This is a genomic window from Sulfuricella sp. T08, from assembly GCF_000971475.1.
Classification (GTDB): domain Bacteria; phylum Pseudomonadota; class Gammaproteobacteria; order Burkholderiales; family Sulfuricellaceae; genus Sulfuricella.
Window position 1 is genome coordinate 164,955 of the sequence record NZ_DF967539.1, and the last position, 26,092, is coordinate 191,046.

Below are 26,092 nucleotides of genomic sequence, written 5' to 3' on the forward strand. Positions count from 1 at the left end.
TTGACTTTTCCCCTCACGCCTTGCCCCGCATCCCTCACCGATTTTTGAGAATGACAAATCTGCGATTTACCGGTTTATTCGTTGCCAGTTGTTTTTCCATGCTGCTATGGGGTTGCGCTGAACTACCAGTGCCGCCGCCCGAGCTTGAATCCGCTGCCCGCCCACAGGCCGACATCAGTGCCGATGGCTTGTTCCGGCTGGCAGGCCGGATCGGCGTGGCGCACAACGGGGAAAGTTTTTCCGGTTCGCTGCGGTGGAGTCACGGCGCCGGGGATGACGAGATTTTCATCCTTTCCCCGTTGGGGCAGGGTGTCGCCCGGATTGTGAGCAATTCTGCCGGCGCCTCGCTGGAGACCGCAGAGGGGCAGGGTTACCGTGCCGCGGATGTGGAAAGCCTGACTGAGGAAGTGCTGGGCTGGCGTCTGCCGGCACGCGGCCTGCAATACTGGGTGATGGGCCGCACTGCACCGGACAGTGCGGCAGAAAGAGAGTTGGACGATAATATGCAGCTTCGTACCCTGCGTCAGGATGGCTGGCGCGTCGATTATCTCGGTTACCGGATGGTGCAGGGGATCTTGTTGCCAGCCAAGCTTGAGGTGACGCTGGACGAGCGCCTGCGGGTCCGGTTGGTGATCGATGACTGGGTGCTGCCGTGACCACTACCTTTCCCGCCCCGGCCAAACTGAACCTGTTTCTGCATGTGGTGGGCCGGCGGTCGGACGGCTACCATTTATTGCAAACGGTGTTTCGTTTTGTCGATTACGGCGATAGCCTTTCTTTTACTGTCCGCGATGATGGCGTGATCCGGCGGGTCAATCCGCTACCCGGCCTGGATCCGGAACAGGATCTTACCGTGCGCGCTGCGCGTCTGCTGCAGCGGGAAACCGGATGCCGTCTGGGTGCGGATATCGTCCTGGAGAAGCGTTTGCCGATGGGCGGCGGCCTGGGTGGGGGCAGTTCCGACGCTGCTACTACGCTGCTGGTTCTGAATCGCTTGTGGAACCTGAATCTCGGCCGCCAGATGTTGCAGGAACTGGGTTTGCACCTGGGTGCTGACGTGCCGGCATTCGTGTTCGGCGAGAGCGCTTTTGCCGAGGGAGTGGGAGAAAAGCTCCAGCCGGTGGCGCTTCCGTCTGCCTGGTATGTGGTGTTGGTGCCGCCGGTGGCAGTATCCACGGTAGAGATTTTTACCAGCAGGGAATTGACACGCGATACGAAACCTATCAAAATGTCGGACTTTTCAACGGGCTGCGGAAGGCTGGATCAACTAAAAAATGATCTGGAGCCTGTGGTGTGCCGGAAGTACCCGCAGGTTGCCGAGTGTCTGGATTGGCTCAAGGCCTTCGGCGATGCCAGGATGACCGGATCGGGAGCGTGTGTTTTTGCCACGTTCTCGAGCGAGGAAGAGGCGCGCAGAGTGTTTTCCACGAAGCCGGCGCAGATGGCCGGTTTTGTAGCAAAGGGCCTGGATAGGCACCCTTTGTACGATTTTATAAGTTAATGGGGAGTCGCCAAGTGGTAAGGCACTGGATTTTGATTCCAGCATTCGTAGGTTCGATCCCTACCTCCCCAGCCAGTTGTAATCCAAACCGGTAGGGACGTCGCATGCGCCGTCCCTACGTTTGTTTTTAAGGGCGCGTCATGGCATACGGCAGCATGATGGTTTTCACCGGTAACGCAAATCCCCGGCTTGCCGAGGAGGTGGTGAAACATCTCAATCTTCGCCTTGGGCGAGCGACGGTCGGTCGTTTCAGCGACGGCGAGGTGATGATCGAGATCCTCGAGAACGTGCGCGGCAAGGACGTATTCGTGCTGCAGTCGACCTGCACCCCGACCAATGACACCCTGATGGAAGTTCTGGTGATGGTGGATGCGCTCAAGCGCTCCTCGGCCGGACGCATTACCGCGGCCATTCCTTACCTGGGCTATGCGCGCCAGGATCGCAGGCCGCGCTCGGCGCGCGTTGCGATCACCGCCAAGGTGGTGGCGAACATGCTTACCAGCGCCGGCGTGGATCGTCTGCTGACCATGGACCTGCATGCTGACCAGATTCAGGGATTTTTTGATATTCCGGTGGACAATGTCTACGCCGCGCCGATTCTGCTCGGCGATGTGTGGAAGCAGCATTACGAGAACCTGATTGTGGTATCACCCGACGTCGGCGGTGTGGTGCGTGCCCGTGCACTAGCCAAACGTCTTGACGTGGATCTGGCGATCATCGACAAACGCCGTCCCAAGCCCAACGTCGCCAAGGTGATGCACATCATCGGCGACGTCCGGGGCCGCACTTGCGTGCTGATGGACGATCTGGTCGATACCGCCAACACCCTGTGCGAGGCCGCTTCGGCCTTGAAAGAGCACGGCGCGGAAAAAGTGGTGGCGTATTGTACCCACCCGGTGCTATCCGGTCCGGCGGTGGAGCGCATCATGAGTTCGCATCTGGACGAGCTGGTGGTGACTGACACCATCCCGTTGCACGATGAAGCCAAAAATTGCAGCCGCATCCGCCAGCTTTCCATTGCGGAACTGATGGCCGAAACGATGCGCCGGATCAGCAACGAGGATTCGGTCAGCTCGCTGTTCATGGAATAATTTTTTGTGGAGCCGCGAAGCCGATTTAAAACCGGCTAAACTGGCTCTGCGCAAACCGAATGCTGCCTGGTCGCGGGCGGCATTTTAACTTTAGGAGCATCAACATGAAAATCGAAATCAGCGCAACCGCGCGTACGCTACAGGGAACGGGTGCGAGCCGCCGCCTGCGTCGCACGGGTCGTATCCCGGCAGTTGTTTATGGTGGTGACAAAGTTGCTGCAGCCATCGAACTGGACCACAAAGAAGTGTTCTACAAACTGAAGAACGAGGCCTTTCACGCCACGATCCTGTCGTTGAACCTCGACGGCAAGGCCGAGCAGGTGCTGCTGCGTGACTACCAGATGCACCCATTCCGCCCGGTAGTGATGCACGTGGACTTCCAGCGCGTTAACCCGAAAGAGAAGATTCACATCAAGGTGCCGCTGCATTTCTCCAATGCCGACATCGCTCCTGGCGTGAAGCTTTCTGCCGGTATCGTCAGCCACATCATCACCGAAGTGGACGTGGCCTGCCTGCCGAAGGACCTGCCCGAGTTCATCGAAGTGGATCTGGCCAACCTGGCTGCCGGTCACTCGATACACCTGTCCGAGCTGAAACTGGCCAAGGGCATCGAACTGATCCCGCTGACCAAAGGCGAAGATCTGGCTGTGGCGACGATCACCATTCCGCGCGGTGCTGTGGAAGCGGCAGCAGCGGCAGAAGCGGCAGAAGCGACCGAAGCCAAGGCGTAAGCCACTTCGCAGCTGCTTGGCTGCTTGTAAGGAGCCCGTCGAGCATACGACCTTTATGGGGTGCGCTCGGCGGGTTTTTTCATTTGTGGATGGGAAATGACGACAGGAATCCGCCTGATTGTGGGCTTGGGAAATCCGGGACGGGAGTACGAAGCCACCCGGCACAATGCCGGTTTCTGGTGGGTGGATGCCGTTGCCGCGGGAAAATCCGCCTGCTTCAAGCCTGAAAAAAAGTTTCATGGCCTGGCCGCACGGCTCGCCGTCAACAATCGCGAGGTCTGGCTGCTGAAGCCGGAAACCTTCATGAATCTAAGCGGTCGTGCCGTCAGCGCACTGGCCGGTTTTTACAAGATCACCCCGGACGAGATCCTGGTGGTGCACGACGAGCTCGATTTGCCGCCAGGCACGGTGCGCCTGAAAAAAGGTGGCGGTCATGGCGGACATAACGGCCTCAAGGACATCATTGCCCAACTCGGCACGCCGGATTTCTGGCGCCTTCGCCTGGGTATCGGTCATCCTGGCGACCGCGACGCAGTGGTGAACTTCGTGCTCAATGCGCCGCAGCGCGCAGAGCAGGAGTTGATCGACGCCGCCGTCGATACCAGCCTCGCTGGGCTGCCGCAACTGCTGTCGGGGGACTTTCCCGCCGCGATGATCAAGCTGCATACCAAACCGAAATCGGAAGGCGCTTGAGGACTCCATGAGCAAGCTGACACTCGACCGCATCCTCCAATCCCAGGGCTTTGGCACCCGCAAGGGTTGCCAGCAGATGATCGAAGCGGGTGAGGTTTCGATTGCCGGCGCATGCATTACCAACTCTCGCGCCACATTTGAAACCGAGGCTCTTGAGTTTGTCGTTTATGGCGAACCATGGGTTTACCGCGAGCATGTCTATATCGCGCTGAACAAGCCCGCCAATTTTGAGTGTTCCAGGAAGCCCAGCCACCACCCCGGCGTGCTGACCCTTTTGCCGGAACAATTTACCTGGCGTGATGTGCAGCCGGTGGGGCGTCTCGATCACGACACCACCGGGATATTGTTGATGTCGGATGACGGCTCTTTTATTCATGCCCAGTCGTCCCCCAAGCGGCACGTCCCCAAGGTTTATGCGGCCACCACGCACGATCCGGTGACGCCCGAGCTGGTCGAGCAGCTGCTGGCCGGCGTGAAACTGCACGATGAGCCCGCACCGCTGGCAGCGTTGACCTGCCGCAAGCTGTCCGAGCACCAGCTGGAGATCGTGCTGGTGCAGGGCAAGTACCATCAGGTCAAGCGCATGCTGGCTGCCGCTGGCAACCATTGCACTGCCTTGCGTCGCTCGGCGATTGGCAATTTAACGCTGGATGCGCTGGAGCTGAAAGAGGGTGAATGGTGTTATCTGGACGAAGTGCAGCGGGCATTGCTGGTGCCTGGCGTGTGAGGGTTATAATGGCTGTTTGGTTTGCCTGGAAGTGAATTGATAATTAAAGGATTTTCATGAGTTTGAAATGCGGAATCGTCGGACTGCCCAACGTGGGCAAGTCCACCTTGTTCAACGCCATCACCAGCGCCGGAATTGCAGCGGAAAATTACCCTTTCTGCACGATCGAGCCCAACGTCGGCATCGTTGAAGTGCCAGACCCGCGCATCGATGCACTGTCGGCAATCGTCAAGCCGCAGAAGGTGCAGCATGCCGTGGTCGAATTTGTTGACATTGCCGGCCTGGTGGCGGGCGCGTCCAAGGGCGAGGGCCTGGGCAACAAGTTCCTCGCCAATATCCGCGAGACCGATGCGATTGCTCACGTGGTGCGCTGCTTCATCAACGAAAACGTGGTGCACGTGGCAGGCAAAGTGGACCCGATTTCCGACATCGAAGTGATTAACACCGAGTTGGCACTGGCCGACCTGGAAACCGTCGAGAAGGCGTTCATGCGCTATAACAAGGCGGCCAAGACCGGCGACAAGGAGGCGGTCCAGGTGCTTGCCCTGCTGGAAAGAGTGCGGGCACACCTGGATCAGGGGCAGCCGGTGCGTGCGCTGGTTCAGACAGTCGAAGAGCGGGAACTGCTCAAGCCACTGTGCCTGATGACCGCCAAGCCCACCATGTACATTGCCAACGTGGACGAGAACGGATTCGACAACAACGCTATGCTGGCCAAGGTGGAAGAATTCGCCAAGCGCGAGAATGCGCCGGTGGTCGCGATCTGCGCCGCGATGGAAGGCGAGATCGCCGACCTGGAAGATGAAGACAAAAAAGCTTTCCTGGCCGACATGGGGCTGGACGAGCCGGGCCTGAACCGCGTCATCCGTGCCACCTACAAGCTGCTGGGCCTGGAGACCTATTTTACCGCCGGGGTCAAGGAAGTGCGGGCCTGGACCATCCACGCCGGCGATACCGCGCCGCAGGCCGCGGGCGTGATTCACACCGACTTCGAGCATGGCTTCATTCGAGCCGAAGTGATCAGCTTCGACGATTTCGTTGCCTGCAAGGGCGAGCAGGGCGCGAAAGAAGCCGGAAAAATGCGCCTTGAAGGTAAGGAATACATCGTGCACGACGGCGACGTAATGCACTTCAGGTTCAACGTTTGACAGGCTCTGACCAGGGTTTTACATACTGACCGGATGCGATGCGTACATAAGGTCTTTCCCTTGTTTGCATCTGGTCCAGGATATGTGGTGGTTTGTTGCTCTACCCATAACGGAACTTCGTTGGAACATCCGGCGTAAAAAAACTATACTGAATAATTCCGCAGCATATATCTCCCGGCGTGACCACTCTGCGCAGCGCCGGGTGCGCGGATCCGGGTATGGAGTGAAACCATGAAATACTTTCGCCACGATCGCCGCGACACAAAGCTGGAGGCCGCTGTAAACAAGGGACTGGCGGCAGCGCTGCTGATCGATGTTCCCACGGGCATCAAGATCATGAACGATGAAGGCGTCCCGCCAGAGGTCAGGACGCGGGTAATCTTTAATCCGCAACAACGCCGCGCCACAGACTGGAAACACTAGCCAGCATTTCCCGCCAGCTCAGCCCCGCTGAGCTGCGTCATCCTTTATCGAACTGACCCCGTTGGCGTGTACAACGCGGGGAATCGTTTGCGCATTTGCTCCAGCTTGGGCTTGTCGTGGATGACGATATAGGGCTGGTTGGGATGCAAGGCCAGATAGTTCTGGTGATACTCCTCGGCGGGATAGAACAGCTGCAGCGGCACGACTTGCGTGACGATAGGCCTGGAAAAAGTGCGCGCGGCGGTGAGTTGCTGGATGGTGCCTTGCGCCATTTTTTGCTGCTCGGTGCTGGTGAAAAAAATCGCCGAGCGGTATTGGTTGCCGGTATCCGGGCCTTGGCGGTTTAGCTGGGTGGGGTCGTGCGCCACGCTGAAAAACACCTGCAGCAGCTGCTGATAGGAAACCTGCTCCGGATTGAACTGGACGCGCACCGCTTCGGCATGCCCGGTATCACCGCCGCTGACTTGTCCGTAGTGCGCCGTGGCCGCGCTGCCACCCGCATAGCCGGACACCACTTCAGACACCCCCTTGATGTGCTTGAACACCGCATCCACTCCCCAGAAACAGCCGCCGGCAAATACCGCCGTTTCCTCGGCAGGTGCAGCCGTGGCGTCAGATAGTGCGGTCAGGCTGAACAAGAGGCACAGGCTGCCGAGTAAATAGCGGCGGAAACGTTTTATGGTTGGCATGATGGAACTCCTTAAAATTAACGCGAAACTCGCGTAGCAAACTTCGCCCCTCTCTCCAACTCTCTCCCGGTGGGAGAGGGTTAGGCAAAATTAGCCGAAGGTAAAGGCATAAGCCTCTAGCCCTGGTGAGTCTGACTGGATTTCCAGCAGACCGTTCTTCGGTGTTTTCTGGTCAATCAGCTCGTAGAGGGTGTTGCGTTCGATGGTCAGCATACCGCCTGGGGCGTCTTTGCCGGCATTTGGGCCAACGGTCTCGCCATTCAGCCGGATAGAAACGTTGACTGGCTTGCCGGTGGACGTGCCCAGCACCAGGAACACCTTGCGCGCATTGAAGTCGAGGCGCAGCGCCACGCCTTTTGCGCCTGTAGTGATCTTCTTGGAATCCACCCGCCATTTGCCGTTCAGCGCCCATTCGTCTTCGGCAAGCTCATCCGGAAAGCGATAAACCTTTTCCGCGTTATGCGCAACCGGCTCGTCGCCCCCGAAGCTATCTGCCCGGGCATAGCCAAGATAGGTTTCAGCCGTTTGCTCTGGGTTGCCGGCGGGTGTCTCTGCCTTGACGGTTTTGCCGCCGTTTTTCAGCCCCAGCAGATAGCGGATGTTGTTTTCCGTGACATCATATTTACCCTCGCCAAAATGTGTGTAGACCACCTTGCCATTCTGGTCAATGAGGTAGTGCGCAGGCCAGTAGCGGTTGTTGAAGTTCACCCAGGTGGAGAGATTGTTGTCCAGCGCCACCGGATAGCGGATGCCGTGCTGCAGAAGTGCGGCCTTGACGTTGTCGAGCTTCTTCTCGAACTCGAATTCCGGCGCATGCACGCCGATAATCACCAGCCCCTGGTCGCGATATTTGCTGTCCCAGTCGGTGATGTAGGGCAGCGTGCGCACGCAGTTGATGCAGGAATAAGTCCAGAAATCGATCAGCACGACCTTGCCTTTCAGGCTCTGCATGGTCATCGGGTTAGCATTCAGCCAGGCCTCGATGCCGGCAAATTCCGGTGCGGCGTAGGGCGTGTCCAGGCCATCCTGCAGTACCAGCTTACCGGCAGGCTGCTCGGTTTTCGTGCTGCTGCTGGTAGTCAGCAGAGATTGCGCATCCACACCGGAAGCGATATAGGCAACTGACAGCAGGATCAACACGCCGAACCCACGGCGTACCGCTTCTGCGTGGCGGGTGAGGAAGCCGAGTTTTTTCATGACTTTTCTCCCAGTCATGGCAATGATGAACATCGGCACGCCTGCGCCGATGGCGAATGAAATGATGATCAGGTTGCCGGCGAGATCGGTCTCCTGGCGGATTACCTGCACCAGCACGGCAGCCAGGATAGGCCCCGCGCAGGGCGTCCACACCAGGCCGATCAGCGCGCCGATCAAGACACCGCTGAGCAGGCCATCGCCGCCGCGGGATGCCAGATCATTGCCGAAGTTGGCCGCGCCTTGCGTCAGCGAACTGAATTTTTCCGACAGTTTGGACGACAGCAGCACCAGGCCGAACAGTGCGAGCAGCACCAGGGAAGCGTTCTTGATGATGTCGAGATCGACGCCCAGCGCCAGGACGATCTTGCGCGAAATTAGCGCAAACACGCTGAATGCCAGCACGAAACCGATGATGATGCCGTAAGGCCTGCGCTTGCCGCCCTCGACCGAAGCCGCAAGCACCAGCGGCAAAACCGGCAAAATGCACGGCGAGGCGATCAGCGCCAAGCCTTCGAGAAATGCTAATCCTAGATCAATGATCATGTGTTTATCCTGAAAATTTTTTGAACCGCAATCAAATGTAGGGTGGGTTAGCGTTCTTTGCGTAACCCACCAAGCGTTGCAGAGCAACACAACTCATTTTCTGGAGTGCCTGACGGCACCTCTGGTGGGTTACGGCATAACAGCCTGCCTAAACCCACCCTACATTGATAAGTTAAACTTTGTCCGCAATAAATTTCAATGCCACGCCGTTGTTGCAGTACCTCAGCCCGGTGGGCGCAGGCCCGTCCTTGAATACATGGCCGTGGTGGCCGCCGCAGCGCGCGCAGTGGTATTCGGTGCGCGGCAGCACCAGCTTGTAATCGGTTGTGGTCTCGACATGGCCGGGCAGCACATCGAAAAAACTCGGCCAGCCGGTGCCACTGTCGAACTTGAATTTCGAAGGGAAGAGCGGCAGATCACAGGCCACGCAGGCATACATGCCGTTGCGCTTTTCCTTGTTCAGCGGGCTGGTAAACGGCGCCTCGGTGCCTTCCTGGCGCAGCACATCGTATTGCGCCGGCGTCAGCAGCTTTTTCCATTCCGCATCGGTCCTGCTGATTTTTGCTATGCGCTCCGCCGCCATCGCCTGTCCTGCCAAGAAGAGCTGCGGCACGGCAAGGATGCTCGCCCCGCCGGTCACTAGTTTGATAAACATCCGTCTGTCCATGATCTTCCACCTCGTCATAGTGTGTGTTGATAAAGCGATGGTATGCCATCTTTGCTGAGGTATTCGGAGCGTAGCGGGAAAAGGTTACAAATTCAACGAGGAGAAAATCGACTTATTGGAAAGTGCTCAAAGGCTGCTTCTGCCAAGAGCGGACGGTCGTCGCTCTGGTCTGCGGTACACCGTCGTCATCAGTCTGTACTATAACTCACTAATACGGACAGACTGAATGGGAGCCCTTCAATGGAACAAGTGCTTATCGCCATCGGCATGTTCTACTATTCACAATAGTACAGACCGTTTGGCCTGGTTAATAACTGTTAATGTCTTTTTAATCACCCCCGAAGGAGTCAAGTATGAGCCCTAAATTGTTTATCTACGTAGCCATAGTAAGCGCGATACCGCTGGCTGCCGCAGCAGATTTAGTTGTACCGATGAATCTGGTCGATGAGAATGGCATTGGCAATTCAGTGGGCAAAGTAACTATTTCAGAATCGAAGTATGGTCTTGTGCTTACGCCTGCCCTGAATGGGCTTTCCCCCGGACTGCACGGTTTCCATGTTCATCAGAATCCGGATTGTGGTCCTAAAGAAAAGGATGGAAAAATGGTGCCCGCGCTTGCGGCAGGGGGCCACTACGATCCGGAAAAAACCAATCGGCATGACACGCCTTGGGGTGACGGACACTTGGGCGACCTTCCTCCTCTTTTCGTGGACGCAAATGGCAATGCCACTCAACCGGTGCTTGCGTCACGTCTAAAAATATCCGATCTCAAAGGACGCTCACTGATGGTTCATGTAGGCGGAGACAACCATGCAGATCACCCTGCCCCGCTTGGCGGCGGTGGTGCACGTATGGTTTGCGGTTTGTCTCAGTAAAAATGCTAACCATTCGTTCCGGCGGATCACCAAAAGCGACACTTTTGTTTTCCGCGGAACTTAAATGTTGAGCGTCATTCGGGAAATATTTATGTCTTGAAATAACAAGGGCCTGCATAGTTGCAGGCCCTTGTTATTCCACTTTATACGTCCAAAACGTACCCGTCTTCGATACTCCTAACGCACCCGGTGTGGCTAATCGGGTAATTTATCGCGCAGCTCGTTACGGTCAAACCACCATAAGTCGCCGACGATGGCATTAACCACCTGGCTCAGCCGGGGCAGAAATACCTGTGGGTCGCGCAGGCCCGGCTTGTCCATCCACGCATCGAGAGCCTGTTGATCCTGCACGTTGCTATGGCGTGCGGCAACGCGAGCGATGAGATTATTCGCCAGCAGGCTCCAGTTCCCGTGCTTTGCATCGTCGGTGCGCAGGTCAATCACATAGCGCGTGGTGGCGGCAGCGAGCGCGGCGCCATCGGAATGGCTGGACGTTTCGGTGACCACATGGTCGAGCATGGCATAGGTGAGTTCTGGCGTAACCGGGAAAGTCACCGCCAGCCAGACACCCATGCCCAGAGCGGGAATCGAAGAGGCTTGTTATATCAGCCAAAGGTGTCAGCTTTGAATGATTTTCCAAAAAGAAGATTGTTGAATGAAATATCTCCAGAAAAACAATCTGACGCTGACACTTTTGGTGCGCTATGTTTATCTCTTCGAAGGTACTTAACACTCAAGGAGTCAGGTAATTAATTGCACTCCTTTTGCATTTTTAATGCATGGAATGAAATGCAGAGTAAGTCATGGTCTGTTTGGGATTTATTAAGGAGCTGAAAAATTTTGCTACTTGGTTAAATTAATAGCCAAGTAAAATTGTCTGGTATATAGTCATACTAATTTGCTCGGGTATTATTGATTGTGTTCCTCAGAAAAATGTGGCAAATAAATGGATCGCATCCGGCAGAGAACTTGTTTACTGGGATGCATACTTGAACCAATCATTCTAACGGTCTGCCTTTGGCAACACTGAATTCAAACGTTATCCGGAAATCGGAATCAATTTTTGAGCTACTGTTAATAACAGTGTGCTACTTTAAAAACAGAAAGGAAAAACGCTATGGGCATGATGCAAGATTTTAAGGAGTTTGCAGTTAGAGGAAATGTCGTTGACATGGCCGTTGGTGTTATTGTTGGGGCGGCGTTTGGGAAAATTGTTTCATCCTTTGTTGCCGACGTAGTCATGCCACCAATAGGAGTTCTTTTAGGCGGAGTAAATTTTTCCGATCTTGCTGTCACCATGAAAGAAGCAGCGGATAAATCACCAGCGGTTGTCATTGCCTATGGAAAATTCACCCAGACCGTTATCGACTTTACCATTATTGCTTTTGTGATTTTTATGGCAGTGCGGTTTATATCCTCACTTAAGAAAAAAGAAGAAGCCGCTCCTGCGGCACCGGCTGCCCCCTCAGCAGAACAGGTTCTGCTTACAGAAATCCGAGATTTACTTAAGAAATAATCTGTACCAACGAACGAGCCTAAGAACAATCCGTTCAATGGGCGGCGGCTTACAGTCACGCCCTTGACTGAAGTGTTGGATATTCAGGCCAATGGTCACCAAGGAGATAGACTATGTTGCTACATCACTTTGTTCGTAGAGTTCTTGTCGCATTCGCTGCACTGGCTATCACCTCGGCCAACGCTCTTGATCTGGGAGACCTGGTCAACAAAGACACGCTAAATAAATTGGGCGACGCCATCCCAAAGAACACGGCACCTGCCGCCGCACCTGCGGCACAACAACCCACTGCTGCGCCTGCGTCATCGGCCGGCTTGGCTGGTTTTAGCAACAAAGACCAAGTGGGCAGCCTGAAGCAAGCGCTCACGCAAGGTGCGGAAATGGCCGTTGCCAGCCTCGCCAAAGAAAACGGCTTTCTGGGTAACGACAAAGTACGCATCCCGTTGCCTGAAAGCCTGCAAAAAGCCGATAGCCTGCTGCGCAAATTCGGCATGGGCAGCTACGCGGACGACCTGACTACATCGATGAATCGCGCCGCCGAGGCTGCCGTGCCGGAAGCAAAGAACCTGCTGACAGGCGCCGTGAAAAAAATGACGGTAGAAGATGCCAAGGGAATTTTGACTGGTGGAAACGACTCGGCCACCCAATATTTCCGCAAAAACACCGAAGCCGCACTGACTGAAAAATTCAAGCCCATCGTGAACAAGTCGATGAAGAAAGTGAAGTTGGCAGAGAAATATGACCAATTCGCTGGCAAAGGCGCAAAGCTAGGTTTGGTAGACGAGCGTGACACCAAGCTGGATGACTACATCACCCGCAAAGCCATGGATGGCCTGTTTCTGATGATGGCCGAACAAGAAAAAGCGATACGCGAGAACCCCTTGCAAGCCACTGGTGCGCTGGCGCAGAAAGTTTTTTCGGCCATCAAGTTCTGAGGCTTTCGCGCATTGCCATTGAAGTAAAGCGCCGGAAAGCGAGCCAGATGGGTTCGCAAGGGCAAACGTCTGCTTCGGAGTGGATTTGTGGGTCGGTTTGAGGCGCAAACGGATATGTGTAGTATTTCAGAAGCTGCTGACTGCTTGAATTACCTCAACATAGTGCCCAGATTTATCTTTCGCCTTTACTCCATAGCCGTCCCCGTCTTCACCACACCCAACGCCCGGAGCGATTAATCAGGTAATTTATCGCGCAGCTCGTTACGGTCAAACCACCATGCGTCACCGACGATGGCATTCACCACCTGACTCAGCCGCGGCAGAAATACCTGCGGATCGCGTAGGCCCAGCTTGTCCATCCACGCATTCAGCGCCTGTTGATCCTGTACATTGCTGTGGCGTGCGGCAACGCGAGCGATGAGGTTATTCGCCAGCAGGCTCCAGTCTCCGTGCTCTTCATCGTTAGCGCGCAGGTCGATTACATAGCGCGTGGTGACGGCAGCGAGCGCTGCGCCATCCGAATGGCTGGGCGTTTCGGTGACGACATGGTCGAGCATGGCATAGGTGAGTTCAGGCGTAACTGGGAAAGTCACCGCCAGCCAGACGCCCATGCCCAGGGCGGGAATCGAGGCGGTCTGTTCGGTCTGGTAAAGTACGTTGCACGCTTCCACGGCATCTTGCCATGATTCATTTTTCAATGCGGTATCAAAAGCCGACCGCGCCAGATTCCAGGCTTCTTCCTTACGCTCCAGCAAAACCAGAAGTTCGGCGATATCCAGTTGCAGCCGGGCATGTTCCAGCGTGTCGGCGCCTGAACAGCGCTCCAGCTGAAGCTGCTTTTCGCGCAACTGTTGCTCGAATTCGGCTTTCTCGGCTTCGGTCAGGCCGTCTTGCAGCCCGGCCATGTAGGCATATGGGTCGGACTCTGGGTTGTTTTCGCTCATGCTGTCACTTCGTGGTCGTTATCGGAAAGGGTGATTTTAAGTCATTTTGCAGGTTAGGTTAGGATATGCTTGCATTCACCAATTTTTTTCATACAGGTGCCCCAGGGATGATGAAACTGAAACTGCACTGGCAAATCCTCATCGCGCTAGTGCTGGCCGTTATTGCCGGTTTGCTGGCGGGAACCAGTGGGGAACTGCTGGGCGTGCGCTTTTATGCCGTGTTCGACTTTATCAGCACGCTGTTCCTGAATGCCCTGACGATGCTGATCGTGCCGCTGGTGGTGTCGTCCATCATCGTCGGCATCGCGGGTATTGGCTCGGGCGGCGCATTCGGCAGACTGGGCCTGAAGACCCTGCTGTATTACCTGACGACCAGCCTGCTGGCCATTCTGGTGGGGCTTGTCATCGTCAACACGGTGGCGCCGGGCATGGTGGACGGCGAACCGGCAAAGCACCTGCTCGGGATGTCGGAGAATGTCAACGACGTGGTCGCCAAGGTAGAAGGCAAAGGCACCGGCGATCTGGTCGGGGTGTTCCTGCGCATGGTGCCCACCAACGTGATTGCGGCGGCTGCGGATGGCCAGATGCTCGGGCTGATTTTCTTCAGCCTGTTGTTCGGCTACTTCATGACCAAGATCGAGGAAGCCTACGCGGAAAGCATGTACAACTTCTGGCAAGGGTTTTTCCAGGTGGTGATGAAAATCACCGACTGGGTGATGCAGTTCGCGCCGATCGGCATTTTCGGGCTGGTCGCCAAGGTGGTGGCCAGCACCGGCTATTCCGCCTTTGTGCCGCTGGCGTGGTTCTTCATCAGCGTATTGGCGGGGCTGGCGGTGCACTTTCTGGTGGTGCTGCCCTTGCTGCTGTTCTTTGTCGGGCGGGTCAACCCGCTGCGCCACTACCGCGCCATGGCGCCAGCTCTGCTGACTGCATTTTCCACCAGTTCATCGGCTGCCACGCTACCTCTCACCATGGAATGCGTGGAAAAAGAGGCGGGGGTTTCCAATCGTACCAGCAGCTTTGTGTTGCCGCTGGGCGCGACGGTCAACATGGATGGCACGGCCTTGTATGAATGCGTGGCCGCGATGTTCATTGCCCAGGCGTATGGCATCGAACTGGGTTTCGTGCAGCAATTCACCATCGTGCTGATGGCGCTGGTCACCTCCATCGGCGTGGCTGCCATTCCCTCGGCCAGCCTGGTCGCCATCGCCATTATTCTGGCGGTGGACCGCGTGCTGGACATGTGCCGTACCTCGGGGAATGTATTCAGCGATTCCTGCGGGGCCGTGATCATCGCACGGCGGACCGGAGAGCAGGACGTTCTTGGCGAACCGGCTTTACAGAGGAGCTGATATGTATAGAGGTGGCTGTCTTTGCGGGGTTGTCCGATTCGAAATCGAGGGCCCGATACGCAACATCGTTTATTGCCATTGCTCTCAATGCCGCAAGGCCCAGGGTAGTGCCTTCGCCACAAACGGCATCGTCAGGGCCTCCGGCTTCAGGATAACCTCCGGGGAGGATGCGCTCACGGGTTATGAGTCCACGCCGGGACAGACAAAATTCTTCTGCAAGATCTGCGGCTCCCCGATCCTGAGCAAGTCGGAATCAAGGCCGGAGGATGTCCGCGTGCGGCTCGGCACTATTGATTCGGATATCGAGGAACGGTCTGTGGCTCATATATTCGCCACGTCGAAGGCCAACTGGGAAGAGATCAGCGGCGACTTGCCTCAGTATGAAGCTTACGAGCCAGGCCGAAACGAACGCTGACTGCCGCCCGGAGTCGAAGCATCAGGCAACCCCATTACAGGAGAGATGAACCATGGCAATAAGCTTGTTCGCCGCACTGAAGCTGGTCCCATGGGCTGACGTTGTGAGCAATGCCCCGCTGGTTGTTGACGGCGCCAAGAAGCTCTGGAAAGTCGTGGGCAAGAAAAAAGCGCCGTCCACTGCGGACAACGCTGAAATTGAACACGAGCTTACGCCCGATGAACGGGCCATCGCGGCCGTTAAGTTGCGGGTGTATTCACTCGAAGCCGATGTCGCGGATTTGCAGCGGGAAATGGTGTCGTCTGCCGAACTGATCAAGGCGCTGGCCGATCAGAATTCCCAGCTGATCAAGGCGGTGGGATTGCAGCGGCGATTGTTGCTGGGCGTTATCGCCACCCTTGGGGCTGTAGCCATAACCTGTTTGTATCTGTTATGGGTGCGCTGATGGCGTCCAGTTTTAATTACTTGCTGTTTATTATCGATATTATCAAGACATCACTCGCTGATACTCGTCGAATTTGTCACGTCATAAACTTCTGCTAAGTGCCAGTTTCGGACATTCATGGATCACTACCCAATGGCGGGTTAGTGCTGAAAAGCTGTCGTTTAACGTTGCGCTAACCTGCGCTTAGGAAGTGTAGCGAACGAAGATAGTGGGCAGCCTGGCAGGGCGGCGTCACTGTTGAGCGTGTGGTTAGTGATTTAACTGTGTTTTTTCGAATTTGCCAGATAACTATTCTCGCCATATTTAGAGAATATGATCCGAAAAGACTCGCCTCCTAAAAACTCAAGACATCAATATTTTGATTTTTCATGATTTTTTACTAAGCTTCGTAATAAGCTACTCTAATGCTGAGGCATGACCTTCCTAGCGGTGCAGTTTTTACTCGATGAATATCGTGGTCAAATAGCTGACCAAGAAAAACTTGTAATTTTCCTGAATCACATCTTATCGGGCATATCGCAAAGCCATGGATAGTTCAAACAAATTCAGAGCATTCCTGGAGGAAGCACCCGATGCATTCTTCGCACATGACCTGGATGGGAAATTTACCGATGTGAATAAACAGGCATGTAAAAGCCTGGGATATTCGCGTGAAGAATTATTGGGCATGACTGTCCTGGACGTAGAGCAGGATTTCGATCTGGCAGCTGTCAAAGCGGTTTGGGCGAAAGCTCAGTATGGGGAATCGATTTCAGTATTCGGCTGTCACAGGCGTAAAGATGGCACGATTTTCCCAGTAGAAGCCCGTATTTGCGTGAGCTTAATTGATGGCAAGAAGACTGTCTTCGGGCTCATACGCGATATTACTCACAGAAAACTGGCAGAAAAGCGGCATGACCGGCTGACAAAGCTCTATCGAGCGCTGAGTGAAATCAACCAGGCGATTGTGCGGATGGATGACGAGTCCACACTGTTTCCGTTGGTATGCCGCATGGCAGTCGACTTCGGTGGCCTGAAGATGGCCTGGATTGGCAAACTCAACACAGAAAACGGCATGATTGAGCCGGTAGTGAGCTATGGGACGGGGGTGGAGTATCTCGAAGGGCTTGAAATCTCCTCACAGGAAGATGTAACCGAAGGGTGCGGACCAACCGCCATCGCTTTCCGCGAATCTCGCAACGTAATCACCAACGACTTCAAATTGAGCGCAGTAACAGCGCCCTGGCATGAACACGCGGCTCAATACGGTTGGGGGGCAAGTGCCACTTTCCCCTTACCAAAGGCAGGCAGACCGTTCGCTGTATTCAGCGTTTACCATGAAAACAAGGACGCTTTTGATGATGAAATGATCAGCCTCTTTGATGCATTGTCGCAGGATATCTCGTTTGCGCTAGACAATTTCGACCGGGAAAATCAGCGCAAAGTGGCAGCAGAGGTTTTACGTATCAGTGAAGAAAAGTTTTCAAAAACATTTCACAACTCTCCCAATCCAATTTCAATCACCAAAATTTCCGATGGAAAAATCATTGAAATCAATGATGCCTTTAGTCGTATCACCGGCTATACCCGTGAAGAAGCTGTTGGACGTACAACAGTTGAATTGGGAATTTGGGAAAACCCTGTTGACCGCGCCAATTTTATCGCTGAGTTGACTGAGAAAGGGCGAGTTCTCGATTTAGAACTTCTTTTTAGGACAAAAACAAATCAAGTTACCTGCCTAGTCTCCGCCGAAATCGTTGAAATTCAGAATGAGCAATGCCTCATTGCTGTGATCCAGGACATTACCAGTCTCAAGCAAGCCCTGGAAACGATCAAAGAGCAGAACAATTTTCTCAACGCCATCTTCGAGAACGAACCCGAGTGCGTGAAAGTGGTGGCGCTAACTGGAGAAATTCTCCAAATGAACAAGGCTGGTCTTTCCATGTTGGAGGTCGACAACCTGGATGAGGCACGAAAATTTGGCTTGCAGGAATTTATTCTTCCCGGTCATCGCAGATCATTCGTCGAATTTCATAAATCCATTTTCGCTGGCAACAGCGGTGTTTTGGAGTTCCCCATCCTGGGTAGAAAGGGCTCGCAGCGCTGGCTGGAAACCCATGCTACACCACTGTGCAACGCAAACGGAAATATTATCGCGCTGCTTGGCGTGACACGTGACATCACGGAGCGCAAGCACGCCGGGGCTGCCCTCGTGCGTGCCAACGAACGGCTATCCCTTGCGCTACGCGCTGCGGGTGCCGGCACATGGGACTGGGACATGGCAACCAACAAGTTCTCCTGGTCGAATGAGCTTTTCCTGTTATTTGGCATGGATCCCGATAAAGCTGAGGCTACCTTCGACACCTGGCTAGCTGTGCTGCATCCAGGTGATTTGCAAGCAGCACAAGATCGTATTACAGACTCAATTCGTGATCACATAGCGCTCTTCAGTGAATACCGAATTGTTCTTGGAAGCGGCGAGACGCGCTGGATCCAGGCGCTTGGCAACACGACCTACGATGAGCATGGCAAAGCAGCGCGCATGACGGGCATCTGTATCGACGTCACCGTGCAAAAAGTCGCAGAAGAAAAACTCCAGCTCTCCGCTCGCGTATTCGCCGAGGCCCACGAAGGCATCGTGATCACTGATGCCAGCGCCAACATTATTGACGTCAATCCGGCCTTCTGCGGGATCACGGGCTATGGGCGTGAGGAGGCCATTGGCCTGAACCTGAGCATATTTAATTCAGGCAGGCAGCCCCCAGAATTCTACACTTTTATGATGCAATCGCTCGCCGAGGAAGGCTATTGGCAAGGAGAGTTGTGGAACCGCAAGAATGACGGCGTGGTGTATGCGGCGCACCTCACCATTTCCGCCCTGCGTGACAAACATGGCAACGCCGTAAATTATGTCGGCCTGTTCTCCGATATCACCCAGGCCAAGCAACAACAGCAGACGTTGGAGCTGATGGCGCATTATGATGCCCTCACTCAACTGCCCAATCGGGTATTGTTCGCAGATCGTTTCAAACAGGCAATTAACCACTGCAAACGTGACAAATCCCTGCTGGGGGTGTGCTATCTCGATCTGGATAATTTCAAGCAGGTCAACGATACATATGGCCATGAAGCAGGCGACCAGATGCTGATCGAATTGGCTCGGCGCATCAAGTCATCCATGCGCGAGGAGGATACGGTATCACGGCAGGGTGGGGATGAGTTTGCGTTTTTGCTGGGGGGGCTGGATACGGTCGAGCAATGCTTCAATACGCTTGAGCGAATTCACCAAGCCATCGCCCAGCCTTACGTTATTGATGGCCATATCATCACCCTTGGCGCCAGTAGCGGTGTGACCATCTACCCGCTGGACGAGTCCGAGCCGGACACGTTATTGCGCCACGCCGACCATGCCATGTACCAGGCCAAGCTAGGTGGGCGCAATCATTTCCAGTTGTTCGATCCCGAGCATGACATGCAGGTGCAAAGCTATCGCAATCAATTACACATTATCGAAGAAGCCTTTGCCCGGCGTGAATTCTGCCTGCACTATCAGCCGAAGGTGAACATGAGGACCGGGGAAGTGGTCGGTGCGGAAGCTTTGATCCGATGGAACCATTCCCAACGAGGCTTGGTGCCGCCCTTGGATTTCCTGCCGGCGATCGAAGGCACGTCTTTGGAGATCAAGGTTGGCAACTGGGTGATCGAAGAGGCGTTGCGTCAAATGGCAGCCTGGAAAGAATCAGGGCTGGAGATCAAAATAAGCGTCAATATCTCACCTCGTCACTTGCAGGGAGAAGATTTCTTGATGCATCTTGAGACATTGCTTGCCCAATACCCGGATATTTCTCCCCAGCAATTGGAACTGGAAGTGCTGGAAAGCAGCGTGATGGAAGATCTGTCTTTGGTAAGCAGGGTGATCAGTGACTGCCATCACCGGCTCGGCATAAAATTTGCGCTGGATGACTTTGGAACTGGTTATTCTTCGCTGACCCACATCCGTAACCTGGATGTCTCCATCGTCAAGGTGGACCAGAGTTTCGTGCGTGACATGATCGCAGATCCAGACGACTACGCCATCGTGGAAGCGGTGCTTGCGCTGAGCAAGGCGTTCAGGCGTGAGGTCATCGCCGAGGGCGTGGAAACCAAGGAACATGGACTCATACTTTTGAACATGGGGTGTACCTTTGCCCAGGGCTATGGTATTGCGCGCCCCATGCCACCCGGTTCCCTACTGGCCTGGCTGCAACTCTACGAAATTCCGGAGGAATGGAAAGCCACTGCCAGTGTGCCGCTCTCGCCTAGAGACGCACAGGTGCAATTACTCCGGATCGAATCCAACCATTGGCTGGAACGGGTAAAAAAATCCCTGCTTGCAAATGATGAATCAGATCTGCGCTGGCCCATCATGCTGAAGGAGAAATGCCACTGCGGCCGTTGGACAGAGCACGCCAGACAGGATAATGAGTTCGACCCGGAGTGGCTCAAGCGATTGGAGCACTCCCATGAAGAGTTGCATCGTATCGGCAATGAATTGATGCACCTGCACCAGGCTGGAGAGATTAACCAAGCCCGTAGTGGACTTGACCGGCTGAGTACCGCATATCAAGCAGTAGAGGAACTTCTAGATCAGCTTTCTTGAGTAGGTGGTGTAGTAGTTGGGCCTTCCTTGACATGCAATATGTATTTATTTCATTTGGTGTATGCCTCAGTTTTGCTAGAAAGTGCCGGATGGCTGGAGCTGTATGACCGCTTTACGATTTACAACGGAAATTCGATGAGCAGGCCATGACTGGCTGTTCAGGGTCACATGTTACCTGTCACTACCGATGGCATTGCAGTCAAATAGATCATTCGCTACGGTTTTATTGTTACGTTGACTTGACAACTAATTGAATATTAATGAAATACACCGGATTTTAGTCCGTCGTTCCGGCCTGATTTATACGCATAGCCGGATTACCCCAGCTTGTTGTCCGCAAGGTGGTAATGGGGGTCTTCTCCCATGTTGATTTCCACCATGTCCTTGGCGTTGGTCAGCACCTCCAGGCAATCCGGGCTGAGGTGGCGCAGGTGCAGGCGCTTGCCGGCCTGCTGGTAGCGGCTGGCGAGGCTGTCGATGGCCTCGATGGCGGAATGGTCGATGACGCGGGCGCGGCGGAATTCCACCACCACTTCGTCGGGATCGTCTTTCGGCGTGAACAGGGTCTGGAATTCCGCCGTCGAGGCGAAGAACAATGAACCCTCCAGCTCGTAGATTTTCCAGCCTTTGTCGTCGAGATAGGTCTGCACGTTGATGTGCTTGGCATGCTGCCAGGCGAACACTAGGGCGGCGATGATCACGCCGGTGACCACGGCGATGGCCAGATCGGTGAACACGGTGATCAGGGTGACCGCGATGACGATGAAGGTGTCGCTGCGCGGTACCTTGCGCATGGTGGTGAGGCTGCCCCATTCGAAGGTTTTTTCCGAGACCATGAACATCAGGCCGATCAGCGCGGCGAGCGGGATCATCTCGATCCACTGCGAAGCGAACAGGATGAAGGTCAGCAGGAACAGCGCGGCGGCGATGCCGGACAGGCGCTGGGTGGCGCCGTTGCTGACGTTGATCATGCTCTGGCCGATCATGGCGCAGCCGCCCATGCCGCCGAAGAAACCGGTGACGACGTTGGCGGAGCCCTGGGCCATGCATTCCCGGTTGGGCATGCCGCGGGTGTCGGTCATTTCGTCGATCAGGTTGAGCGTCAGCAGGGATTCGATCAGCCCGATGGCGGCGAGTATCAGGCTGTAGGGGAAGATGATCCTGAGTGTTTCCCAGGACAGCGGCACCTGCGGCAAGTGGAACTGCGGCAGGCCACCTTCGATGGAAGCCATGTCGCCCACGGTTTTGGTGTCGATGCCGGCGAAGATCACCAGCAGCGAAACTGCGACGATACCAGCCAGAGTGGAGGGGATGGCCTTGGTCAGGCGCGGCAGCAGGTAGATGATGGCCAGGGTCAGCGCGATGAGGCTCAGCATGGTGTAGAGCGGCATGCCTGACATCCAGACCAGGGTGCCGTCCGGCCCGGGCGTTTTGAAGTGTCCCAGCTGCGCCAGAAAGATCACGACGGCGAGGCCGTTGACGAAACCCAGCATGACCGGAAACGGCACCATGCGGATGAACTTGCCCAGCTTCAACAGGCCGAAAGCGATTTGCAGCACGCCCATCAGGACCACGGTGGCGAACAAATATTCCACGCCATGCTGAACCACCAGGGCCACCATCACTACCGCCAGCGCGCCGGTGGCGCCGGATATCATGCCGGGCCGGCCGCCGAAAGCGGCGGTGATGAGGCCCATGATGAAGGCGGCGTAGAGACCGACGAGCGGGTGGACGTGAGCCACGAAGGCGAAGGCAATGGCCTCGGGCACCAAGGCCAGGGCAACGGTCAGGCCGCTCAGGATGCAGATTTTGAGGATGGAAGGGGTGAAATTCGAGCGGCTATTCGGGTTCATAGGCGACATCTGACAGTAAAAACATTCATTCGTGGATCAGCGTCAGGCTCGCGTAGACGCGAGCCGCTGGTAAGAGGAAAACCGTCTCCGGTCTCCTGTAAGAGCATGGGGTGTTGAAGTCAGGGCCTGAATTTTACAGGCAGACCAGAATCAAAGCGAACATTTGAAGCTCATCACAGAACAAGGCACAATACGTACCTCAAGCATTTTTTACAGCGCACTTCGATTGCGCTGAAGCGCGCCGGGCCGATAGATGGCGATGAATTCCGAAAATTTGCTGCTCCTGGTGACCCGCGTCATGCCTTACGGCAAGTACAAGGGCCACCTGATTGCCGATCTGCCGGGAAGTTACCTTAACTGGTTTGCCCGCGAAGGCTTTCCCTCCGGCGAAATCGGCCGTCTGTTGGCGCTGATGCAGGAGCTGGATCACAATGGTCTATCTGCGCTGCTGGACCCTTTACGAAAGCGATAATTCACTCTGTGGGGTGATAGTGAGATAATGCCGATATGAATGAACAGGAACCGATTTCCCCGCGTCGCCGCCAGCAAGAGCTTCTGGCTATCCCGGAGCGGCTGCGAACCGACGCCCAGTGGGATGAGCTCAACGAACTGGAGATTACTCTGGCTGCCGCGAATCGAGCGGAAACTCATGAGCCAGTCGCTCGCCGGAACGCACCTGCATCCGCCGGCAAACCCAGATCAGCCGGTCCATCCAGGCCAGCCGGTCAGCCCAGATCTGGTGGACAGCCCAGGCCCGGTGCTGGCGAGCAGGGCAAACGACCGCCCAAGAAATTCCATAAACGGCCGCCCAAGGAACCCACACCCTGAAGGTCGCACAGGGTGGGCTTCACCCTGTTTCTGAAACGTGACCGGCTATTGCGCCGCGCATGCTTTCAATTAATTTTTCCTGAAACCGATCAGGCAAACACATCCAATCGACTGCCCACAGTCGCATCGGCTGACTTCGGCGCCAAAGCTGCACCGACGCCGGATTTTGCTGCCGCTTCATTTGTTTTGTTGACGTCTGTTGCAATAAGCGTGGTTGAATAGCGGCTGGGTTGGGTGTTTGCAATCTCTTCGATGCGCGTTTTGACCGTGCTGATTTTGTTCGATATGTCCGCGATCGCGGCTTTGCCTTCGGGGGTCTTGGCGGAGCTGCAGTTGACTTGCTCGGACAGTGCTTTCTGGTGGCGGGTCAGCTGGGCTTCGAGGCCTGAGGTTGAAGTGCCGCTGCATATAGCGCTGGAGAATGTGGGTGACCCGATGGCGACTGGCATTTTTATCTTCTAAATAACTTTAAAGAGTGAGCCGTTGGGGATTGTGCTCCCGCCCCTTTCCGGGACGGGAGCACGCAGAATAGAACTGCCTTGGCTTATTTCTTGGGTTCCATGGCCATGCTGCCGCCTTGCTCCATCTTGTCTTTCTGCCTTTTCATTTTTTTCGGCTCCACTTTCATCATTACGCCTTCCTTGGCCATGGGTTCCTTTTTCATGGCATCCTTGCTCATGGCGTCCTTTTCCATGGCGCCGCTCTTGTCCATCGGCTCCATGGCGAACGTGAGGCTGGCTGTGCTCAACAGGCTGAGTGCGAGTAGTGCGGAAGAAATTTTGTTCATTTGAATCTCCTATTTTAAATAAGTGGCATCATTGCAACTGGTTATGTCGAAAGCCAAACATCACGGGGAATTAATTGGCCGCAGATTTCATTGCCGCCCCGTGTACTGGCCTATTCGGACGGTCCCGGAAAAAGGTTACATTTAACCTGGAAACCTCAGTTGACCGCTTGGCTGGATATTTAAACCGTGATTCCGATAAACTTCTTTATGATTTACCGTTTTACCCGGTTGGTTAAGTCTGCTACGGTGCAGATTGCACGATTTTTGTGGCGCATGGCGGCGTTACATCTCCTTGGAATGGAACGACCATTCCGCGTCGTTGTGCCTTGCCCTACACCCCAAAAATTGCACACTCCACACCGTCCAACTGAGGTTTCTAGATTGAACTTTAATGACGGATAAAACGGAAAATTTTGAAGCGCTGATGAAGCTGTCCCTGAGCGGGGACAAGCGTGCCTATGCGGTTCTGCTGCAGGAAACCGCGCGCTTTCTGCGTCCGTTTCTGGCCAGGCGACTTAATTCCGGCAGCGAGGTGGACGACCTGTTGCAGGAAATCCTGATTTCCATCCACAAGGCGCGGCATACCTACGATGGCGAGCGGCCTTACAAGCCCTGGGTCTATGCGATCGCCACGTTTCGTTTGCAGGATTATTTGCGCGCGCATTATGCCGACCACCTGCGCCACGCCGTCGAACTGTCCGAGGTGGAAAATGATTTGCAGGAGCCTGTAACCAAATCCGACATCAGCTACGAATCTATCAGTGGGGAAATTGAAAAACTTCCGCCCAAGCAGGCTGCCATCCTGCAGATGATGCACCAGGAGGGTTATACCGCCAAAGAGGTGGCTGAAAAGATCGGCATGAAAGAGTCTGCGGTTAAAGTAGCCGCGCATCGAGCCTACAAGATATTGAGAAAGATACTGGAAAGATAAAAAGATAATGGCAAACATCGAAGAACTGGTTGACAGCCTGGCCCGGGATGCCACTCCGGTGAAGCCGGCTCCCCATCCGCTCATGCTGAGCCTGGGATGGGTGGCGGGGGCGGCAGTGTATCTCGTGGCGTCCTTGTGGATTTCCGGACTGCGCCCGGACTTGATGCAAAAGCTCCATGAGCCGTGGTTCGTTGCTGAACTGGTCTCCCTCACCCTCATCTTCATCGCCACGTCGCTGAGTGCTGCGGTGCTGGCCTTTCCCGATCTGCACCAGATGCGCAAGGCGGCTCTGGCTCCGGCTGGCCTGTTTGCCATTTTCGTGATCGTCCTGTTTTTTGCCTGGCGCGCCGACGTGCCGCCTGCGCCGCTGCCCGTGCACGATTTCGAATGCACTGCCAGCATCACCCTGTTTTCGCTCTTGCCGGCAGTCTGGACGTTCTTGGCTATGCGCCGATTCGCCAGCACCCATTATCGATGGGCGGGCAGTATCGCGCTGCTTTTCGCCTTCAGTATCGGCGCCTTGTGGCTGCGGCTGCATGAGTTGAACGATTCGATCATCCACGTCATCCAGTGGCATTACCTGCCCATGCTGGGCATTGGCCTTGCCGGCTGGTGGATGGGGAAGAGGTTGTTGAAATGGTAGTTTTCCGGATGCCAGAATCAGCTGAAAATTCCTGAAAGGCGGCCGATTGTCGACTATCATCAAGATGGCATGGCTGCCACATCATCCATCAAGTATCGTGCTACCGGAGGCTTACCATGAAGTTGGCATCTGACAGCGACCAGCGTCGCTTTTCCCGTATTTCCTTTCATGCAAACGTTCAACTCCATCTGGGACAGGAGGTGCACCCGGCGCATTTGCTGGATATCGCTCTCAAGGGCGCTCTGATGGGGTTGTTGCAGCCTGTGGCCGCCCTTCGTGGAAAGGCATGTCGGTTGAAGCTCGATCTGGGCAGAGCTGGGGAGGCCATCGTGATGGAAGGCGTGGTGGTACATCAGGAAGGCCCGCATGTCGGAATCGAATGCCGCCAAATCGACGTGGACAGCCTGACCAGCCTGCGACGTCTGGCGGAGCTTAACCTGGGTGACGCTACGCTGTTGAACAGGGAGCTGTCTCATTTGTTCGATTCCAGATAGTGTCCGGAAACTCCGGCGCTCCACTGTTTTTTTATGCGGAAGGATT

General features: G+C 55.2%; 28 protein-coding genes and 1 tRNA gene. 21 read left to right on the plus strand and 8 right to left on the minus strand.

Translation table 11 applies throughout. The annotated features are described in order from the left end of the window. Positions 1-50: 50 nt before the first annotated feature. From lolB to SCT_RS10170, 9 genes are all read left to right on the plus strand, one after another. Complete coding sequence (lolB, locus tag SCT_RS10130; RefSeq protein WP_082098288.1) at positions 51-656, plus strand: lipoprotein insertase outer membrane protein LolB; 606 nt, start codon at positions 51-53, stop codon at positions 654-656. Then, positions 653-1,501: a 4-(cytidine 5'-diphospho)-2-C-methyl-D-erythritol kinase gene (gene ispE / locus SCT_RS10135; RefSeq protein WP_059422475.1), complete on the plus strand. Its 849-nt coding sequence runs from the start codon at positions 653-655 to the stop codon at positions 1,499-1,501. Before lolB ends, ispE begins: the two co-directional genes overlap by 4 nt. After that, positions 1,502-1,576 (plus strand) — tRNA-Gln (locus SCT_RS10140). A gap of 65 nt (positions 1,577-1,641) precedes the next feature. Further along, the gene (locus SCT_RS10145) at positions 1,642-2,592 is read left to right on the plus strand and encodes a ribose-phosphate diphosphokinase (protein WP_059422477.1); all 951 of its coding nucleotides are present in this window, start codon (positions 1,642-1,644) and stop codon (positions 2,590-2,592) included. 104 nt (positions 2,593-2,696) lie between these two features. Further along, entirely contained in the window at positions 2,697-3,323 is a 627-nt protein-coding gene (locus SCT_RS10150) for a 50S ribosomal protein L25/general stress protein Ctc (protein ID WP_059422481.1), read from the plus strand. 96 nt (positions 3,324-3,419) lie between these two features. After that, positions 3,420-4,016: an aminoacyl-tRNA hydrolase gene (gene pth, locus SCT_RS10155; RefSeq protein ID WP_059422485.1), complete on the plus strand. Its 597-nt coding sequence runs from the start codon at positions 3,420-3,422 to the stop codon at positions 4,014-4,016. Positions 4,017-4,023: 7 nt separating this feature from the next. Next, entirely contained in the window at positions 4,024-4,743 is a 720-nt protein-coding gene (locus SCT_RS10160) for a pseudouridine synthase (protein WP_059422489.1), read from the plus strand. Between the two features lie 56 nt (positions 4,744-4,799). After that, positions 4,800-5,891: a redox-regulated ATPase YchF gene (ychF, locus tag SCT_RS10165; RefSeq protein WP_059422494.1), complete on the plus strand. Its 1,092-nt coding sequence runs from the start codon at positions 4,800-4,802 to the stop codon at positions 5,889-5,891. A gap of 231 nt (positions 5,892-6,122) precedes the next feature. Continuing rightward, positions 6,123-6,314: a hypothetical protein gene (locus SCT_RS10170; protein ID WP_059422500.1), complete on the plus strand. Its 192-nt coding sequence runs from the start codon at positions 6,123-6,125 to the stop codon at positions 6,312-6,314. A 44-nt stretch (positions 6,315-6,358) separates the two neighbouring features. On the opposite strand, the gene msrA is transcribed toward SCT_RS10170, so the two are convergent. The 3 genes from msrA to msrB all read right to left on the minus strand — a co-directional run bounded on the left by msrA (position 6,359) and on the right by msrB (position 9,410). Then, complete coding sequence (msrA, locus tag SCT_RS10175; protein ID WP_059422504.1) at positions 6,359-7,003, minus strand: peptide-methionine (S)-S-oxide reductase MsrA; 645 nt, start codon at positions 7,001-7,003, stop codon at positions 6,359-6,361. Between the two features lie 90 nt (positions 7,004-7,093). Further along, the gene (locus SCT_RS10180; protein WP_059422507.1) at positions 7,094-8,743 is read right to left on the minus strand and encodes a cytochrome c biogenesis protein DipZ; all 1,650 of its coding nucleotides are present in this window, start codon (positions 8,741-8,743) and stop codon (positions 7,094-7,096) included. Between the two features lie 172 nt (positions 8,744-8,915). Beyond that, on the minus strand, positions 8,916-9,410 hold the full coding sequence (gene msrB, locus SCT_RS10185; protein WP_059422509.1) for a peptide-methionine (R)-S-oxide reductase MsrB: 495 nt from the start codon (positions 9,408-9,410) through the stop codon (positions 8,916-8,918). Positions 9,411-9,763: 353 nt separating this feature from the next. On the opposite strand from msrB, the gene sodC reads away from it, so the two are divergent. Next, positions 9,764-10,285, plus strand: coding sequence for a superoxide dismutase family protein (sodC, locus tag SCT_RS10190; protein WP_059422513.1), 522 nt, complete (start codon positions 9,764-9,766; stop codon positions 10,283-10,285). Between the two features lie 195 nt (positions 10,286-10,480). Here the strand turns inward: sodC and SCT_RS10195 are convergent, their stop codons facing one another. Next, a complete protein-coding gene (locus SCT_RS10195; protein WP_059422517.1) occupies positions 10,481-10,858 on the minus strand; it encodes a hypothetical protein in 378 nt (125 codons plus the stop codon). A 544-nt stretch (positions 10,859-11,402) separates the two neighbouring features. Here SCT_RS10195 and mscL point away from each other — a divergent pair. Together mscL and SCT_RS10205 are read left to right on the plus strand one after the other, a co-directional pair. Next, positions 11,403-11,801: a large-conductance mechanosensitive channel protein MscL gene (gene mscL / locus SCT_RS10200; RefSeq protein WP_059422519.1), complete on the plus strand. Its 399-nt coding sequence runs from the start codon at positions 11,403-11,405 to the stop codon at positions 11,799-11,801. Between the two features lie 113 nt (positions 11,802-11,914). Next, positions 11,915-12,736 carry a DUF4197 domain-containing protein gene (locus SCT_RS10205; RefSeq protein WP_082098289.1) on the plus strand — a complete coding sequence of 274 codons (822 nt, stop codon included), beginning with the start codon at positions 11,915-11,917 and terminating at the stop codon, positions 12,734-12,736. Positions 12,737-12,969: 233 nt separating this feature from the next. On the opposite strand, the gene SCT_RS10210 is transcribed toward SCT_RS10205, so the two are convergent. Continuing rightward, positions 12,970-13,680, minus strand: coding sequence for a hypothetical protein (locus SCT_RS10210; protein WP_059422522.1), 711 nt, complete (start codon positions 13,678-13,680; stop codon positions 12,970-12,972). A 107-nt stretch (positions 13,681-13,787) separates the two neighbouring features. Here SCT_RS10210 and SCT_RS10215 point away from each other — a divergent pair, with 107 nt between their 5' ends. From SCT_RS10215 to SCT_RS10230, 4 genes are all read left to right on the plus strand, one after another. Further along, positions 13,788-15,032 (plus strand): dicarboxylate/amino acid:cation symporter, encoded by a 1,245-nt coding sequence (locus SCT_RS10215; RefSeq protein ID WP_237759658.1) that lies wholly within the window; start codon positions 13,788-13,790, stop codon positions 15,030-15,032. A gap of 1 nt (position 15,033) precedes the next feature. Continuing rightward, positions 15,034-15,447, plus strand: coding sequence for a GFA family protein (locus tag SCT_RS10220; protein ID WP_059422525.1), 414 nt, complete (start codon positions 15,034-15,036; stop codon positions 15,445-15,447). Between the two features lie 52 nt (positions 15,448-15,499). Then, positions 15,500-15,892, plus strand: coding sequence for a hypothetical protein (locus SCT_RS10225; protein WP_059422527.1), 393 nt, complete (start codon positions 15,500-15,502; stop codon positions 15,890-15,892). Positions 15,893-16,418: 526 nt separating this feature from the next. Next, positions 16,419-20,510, plus strand: a complete 4,092-nt coding sequence (locus SCT_RS10230) for a PAS domain S-box protein (RefSeq protein WP_059422529.1) — start codon at positions 16,419-16,421, stop codon at positions 20,508-20,510. Between the two features lie 317 nt (positions 20,511-20,827). Here the strand turns inward: SCT_RS10230 and SCT_RS10235 are convergent, their stop codons facing one another. Then, entirely contained in the window at positions 20,828-22,363 is a 1,536-nt protein-coding gene (locus tag SCT_RS10235) for a SulP family inorganic anion transporter (RefSeq protein ID WP_059422533.1), read from the minus strand. A 259-nt stretch (positions 22,364-22,622) separates the two neighbouring features. Here SCT_RS10235 and SCT_RS10240 point away from each other — a divergent pair, with 259 nt between their 5' ends. Continuing rightward, entirely contained in the window at positions 22,623-22,835 is a 213-nt protein-coding gene (locus tag SCT_RS10240) for a DUF3820 family protein (RefSeq protein ID WP_059422780.1), read from the plus strand. A gap of 35 nt (positions 22,836-22,870) precedes the next feature. Continuing rightward, positions 22,871-23,191 (plus strand): hypothetical protein, encoded by a 321-nt coding sequence (locus SCT_RS10245; RefSeq protein ID WP_059422539.1) that lies wholly within the window; start codon positions 22,871-22,873, stop codon positions 23,189-23,191. Positions 23,192-23,280: 89 nt separating this feature from the next. On the opposite strand, the gene SCT_RS10250 is transcribed toward SCT_RS10245, so the two are convergent. Both SCT_RS10250 and SCT_RS10255 read right to left on the minus strand, forming a co-directional pair. Further along, positions 23,281-23,640: a hypothetical protein gene (locus SCT_RS10250; RefSeq protein ID WP_059422540.1), complete on the minus strand. Its 360-nt coding sequence runs from the start codon at positions 23,638-23,640 to the stop codon at positions 23,281-23,283. A 95-nt stretch (positions 23,641-23,735) separates the two neighbouring features. Continuing rightward, on the minus strand, positions 23,736-23,978 hold the full coding sequence (locus tag SCT_RS10255) for a hypothetical protein (protein ID WP_059422542.1): 243 nt from the start codon (positions 23,976-23,978) through the stop codon (positions 23,736-23,738). A 391-nt stretch (positions 23,979-24,369) separates the two neighbouring features. Here SCT_RS10255 and SCT_RS10260 point away from each other — a divergent pair, with 391 nt between their 5' ends. The 3 genes from SCT_RS10260 to SCT_RS10270 all read left to right on the plus strand — a co-directional run bounded on the left by SCT_RS10260 (position 24,370) and on the right by SCT_RS10270 (position 26,046). Then, positions 24,370-24,909 carry a sigma-70 family RNA polymerase sigma factor gene (locus tag SCT_RS10260; RefSeq protein ID WP_059422544.1) on the plus strand — a complete coding sequence of 180 codons (540 nt, stop codon included), beginning with the start codon at positions 24,370-24,372 and terminating at the stop codon, positions 24,907-24,909. A 7-nt stretch (positions 24,910-24,916) separates the two neighbouring features. Next, a complete protein-coding gene (locus tag SCT_RS10265; RefSeq protein WP_059422546.1) occupies positions 24,917-25,552 on the plus strand; it encodes a DUF1109 domain-containing protein in 636 nt (211 codons plus the stop codon). 116 nt (positions 25,553-25,668) lie between these two features. Continuing rightward, positions 25,669-26,046 (plus strand): PilZ domain-containing protein, encoded by a 378-nt coding sequence (locus tag SCT_RS10270; RefSeq protein WP_059422548.1) that lies wholly within the window; start codon positions 25,669-25,671, stop codon positions 26,044-26,046. Positions 26,047-26,092 lie beyond the last annotated feature (46 nt).

What these genes read in the sequence shown, in the direction of transcription:
- lolB (WP_082098288.1), top strand. Translation starts at nt 51, where the DNA reads ATGACAAATCTGCGATTTACCGGTTTATTCGTTGCCAGTTGTTTTTCC.
- SCT_RS10145 (WP_059422477.1), top strand. Translation starts at nt 1,642, where the DNA reads ATGGCATACGGCAGCATGATGGTTTTCACCGGTAACGCAAATCCCCGG.
- SCT_RS10150 (WP_059422481.1), top strand. Translation starts at nt 2,697, where the DNA reads ATGAAAATCGAAATCAGCGCAACCGCGCGTACGCTACAGGGAACGGGT.
- pth (WP_059422485.1), top strand. Translation starts at nt 3,420, where the DNA reads ATGACGACAGGAATCCGCCTGATTGTGGGCTTGGGAAATCCGGGACGG.
- SCT_RS10160 (WP_059422489.1), top strand. Translation starts at nt 4,024, where the DNA reads ATGAGCAAGCTGACACTCGACCGCATCCTCCAATCCCAGGGCTTTGGC.
- ychF (WP_059422494.1), top strand. Translation starts at nt 4,800, where the DNA reads ATGAGTTTGAAATGCGGAATCGTCGGACTGCCCAACGTGGGCAAGTCC.
- SCT_RS10170 (WP_059422500.1), top strand. Translation starts at nt 6,123, where the DNA reads ATGAAATACTTTCGCCACGATCGCCGCGACACAAAGCTGGAGGCCGCT.
- msrA (WP_059422504.1), bottom strand. Translation starts at nt 7,003, where the DNA reads ATGCCAACCATAAAACGTTTCCGCCGCTATTTACTCGGCAGCCTGTGC.
- SCT_RS10180 (WP_059422507.1), bottom strand. Translation starts at nt 8,743, where the DNA reads ATGATCATTGATCTAGGATTAGCATTTCTCGAAGGCTTGGCGCTGATC.
- msrB (WP_059422509.1), bottom strand. Translation starts at nt 9,410, where the DNA reads ATGGACAGACGGATGTTTATCAAACTAGTGACCGGCGGGGCGAGCATC.
- sodC (WP_059422513.1), top strand. Translation starts at nt 9,764, where the DNA reads ATGAGCCCTAAATTGTTTATCTACGTAGCCATAGTAAGCGCGATACCG.
- SCT_RS10195 (WP_059422517.1), bottom strand. Translation starts at nt 10,858, where the DNA reads ATGGGTGTCTGGCTGGCGGTGACTTTCCCGGTTACGCCAGAACTCACC.
- mscL (WP_059422519.1), top strand. Translation starts at nt 11,403, where the DNA reads ATGGGCATGATGCAAGATTTTAAGGAGTTTGCAGTTAGAGGAAATGTC.
- SCT_RS10205 (WP_082098289.1), top strand. Translation starts at nt 11,915, where the DNA reads ATGTTGCTACATCACTTTGTTCGTAGAGTTCTTGTCGCATTCGCTGCA.
- SCT_RS10210 (WP_059422522.1), bottom strand. Translation starts at nt 13,680, where the DNA reads ATGAGCGAAAACAACCCAGAGTCCGACCCATATGCCTACATGGCCGGG.
- SCT_RS10215 (WP_237759658.1), top strand. Translation starts at nt 13,788, where the DNA reads ATGATGAAACTGAAACTGCACTGGCAAATCCTCATCGCGCTAGTGCTG.
- SCT_RS10220 (WP_059422525.1), top strand. Translation starts at nt 15,034, where the DNA reads ATGTATAGAGGTGGCTGTCTTTGCGGGGTTGTCCGATTCGAAATCGAG.
- SCT_RS10225 (WP_059422527.1), top strand. Translation starts at nt 15,500, where the DNA reads ATGGCAATAAGCTTGTTCGCCGCACTGAAGCTGGTCCCATGGGCTGAC.
- SCT_RS10230 (WP_059422529.1), top strand. Translation starts at nt 16,419, where the DNA reads ATGGATAGTTCAAACAAATTCAGAGCATTCCTGGAGGAAGCACCCGAT.
- SCT_RS10235 (WP_059422533.1), bottom strand. Translation starts at nt 22,363, where the DNA reads ATGAACCCGAATAGCCGCTCGAATTTCACCCCTTCCATCCTCAAAATC.
- SCT_RS10240 (WP_059422780.1), top strand. Translation starts at nt 22,623, where the DNA reads ATGAATTCCGAAAATTTGCTGCTCCTGGTGACCCGCGTCATGCCTTAC.
- SCT_RS10245 (WP_059422539.1), top strand. Translation starts at nt 22,871, where the DNA reads ATGAATGAACAGGAACCGATTTCCCCGCGTCGCCGCCAGCAAGAGCTT.
- SCT_RS10250 (WP_059422540.1), bottom strand. Translation starts at nt 23,640, where the DNA reads ATGCCAGTCGCCATCGGGTCACCCACATTCTCCAGCGCTATATGCAGC.
- SCT_RS10255 (WP_059422542.1), bottom strand. Translation starts at nt 23,978, where the DNA reads ATGAACAAAATTTCTTCCGCACTACTCGCACTCAGCCTGTTGAGCACA.
- SCT_RS10260 (WP_059422544.1), top strand. Translation starts at nt 24,370, where the DNA reads ATGACGGATAAAACGGAAAATTTTGAAGCGCTGATGAAGCTGTCCCTG.
- SCT_RS10265 (WP_059422546.1), top strand. Translation starts at nt 24,917, where the DNA reads ATGGCAAACATCGAAGAACTGGTTGACAGCCTGGCCCGGGATGCCACT.
- SCT_RS10270 (WP_059422548.1), top strand. Translation starts at nt 25,669, where the DNA reads ATGAAGTTGGCATCTGACAGCGACCAGCGTCGCTTTTCCCGTATTTCC.